Raw genomic sequence first — 1,348 nt, forward strand, 5'->3', positions numbered from 1 at the left:
CAAGGTCACCGGCCTGTCCCTGGGCGCCGACGACTACGTGACCAAGCCGTTCGACCTGGAGGAGCTGATCGCCCGCATCCGGGCGATCCTGCGCCGCACCTCGGGCCACCGGGAGGACGTGCTGACCGTCGGCGCGCTCGCCCTCGACGCCGAAGGGCACCGGGTGACCCGCGCCGGGCTGCCCGTCCGCGTCTCGCCCACCGAGTTCCGGCTGCTGCACTACCTGATGGAGAACGCCGGGCGCGTGGTGTCCAAGGCGCAGATCCTCGACCGGGTGTGGCGCTACGACTTCGGCGGCGACGCCGGCATCGTGGACACCTACATCTCGTACCTGCGGCGCAAGGTCGACGCCGAGGACCCCAAGCTGATCCACACCGTGCACGGCGTCGGGTACGTGATGCGGGAACCCGCCGGGTGAGGCGCGTGCTGGACCGGCTGTCCCTGCGGGTCAGGCTGCTGCTGCTCACCGCGGGCCTGCTGCTGGCCGGGCTGGGCCTGGTCGGTGCGGTCGTGTCCGACCAGCTGGACCGCTACCAGCTGGACCGGGTCGACGCCCAGCTGCACTCGCTCGGTGAGATCATCTCCCACGTGCCGGCCACCGGGCCGCTCGACGCCGTCGGCGCCACGCCCCGCCCCGACCTCCTCGACCCCGCCCTCCGCCTGATCGGCACGCCCTACCTCGTCTACCTGGGCGCGGACGGCGCGGTGGTGGGCGGCCTGCACTCCAGCCGGTTGGACGACGCGACCCTGCCCGGACCCGACGAACTGCGCACCGTGCCCACCGACGGCGAGCCCGTCGACCTGCCCGCCGCGGACGGTTCGGGACGCTGGCGCGCGGTCGCGCGGCCCACCACCGGGTGGGAGGGGACGGTCGTCGTGGCGGCGCCGCTGGCCGAAACCGACGCCACCACGGCCCGGCTCCGCGCGACGAGCCTGATCAGCGGCGCCGTGCTGCTGGCGGTGCTGACGGCGGTCGGCTGGTTCGCCCTCGACCGGGGTCTGCGACCGCTGCGGCGGATCGAGCACACCGCCGCCGCGATCGCCGTGGGCGACCTCACCCGGCGCGTGCCCGTCCTCGCCGCGCCCACCACGGAGGTCGGGCACCTGGCGACCTCGCTCAACACCATGCTCGGCCAGCTCGAACGGGCCTTCGCGGACCGGGCCGCGTCCGAGGCGCGGATGCGCACGTTCCTCTCGGACGTCAGCCACGAACTGCGCACCCCGTTGTTCGGCATCAAGGGCTCGACCGAGCTCTACCGGATGGGCGCGATGCCCGAGCGCGCCGACGTGGACCAGGCGATGCTCCGCATCGACCGCGAAGCCACCCGGCTCACCAGCCTCACCGAGG

At 74.0% G+C, this 1,348-nt stretch carries 2 protein-coding genes; both read left to right on the plus strand.

Annotated features, from left to right (window positions below):
- Positions 1-418, plus strand: a 418-nt coding sequence (locus AB0G02_RS40525; protein ID WP_360805943.1) for a response regulator transcription factor, incomplete at its 5' end; no start/stop codon positions are given.
- Positions 415-1,348 (plus strand): HAMP domain-containing protein (locus AB0G02_RS40530; protein WP_360805946.1); only part of this gene is annotated, 934 nt, incomplete at its 3' end. The genes AB0G02_RS40525 and AB0G02_RS40530, both read left to right, overlap by 4 nt.

It is taken from the genome of Actinosynnema sp. NPDC023658, assembly GCF_040639995.1.
Classification (GTDB): domain Bacteria; phylum Actinomycetota; class Actinomycetes; order Mycobacteriales; family Pseudonocardiaceae; genus Actinosynnema.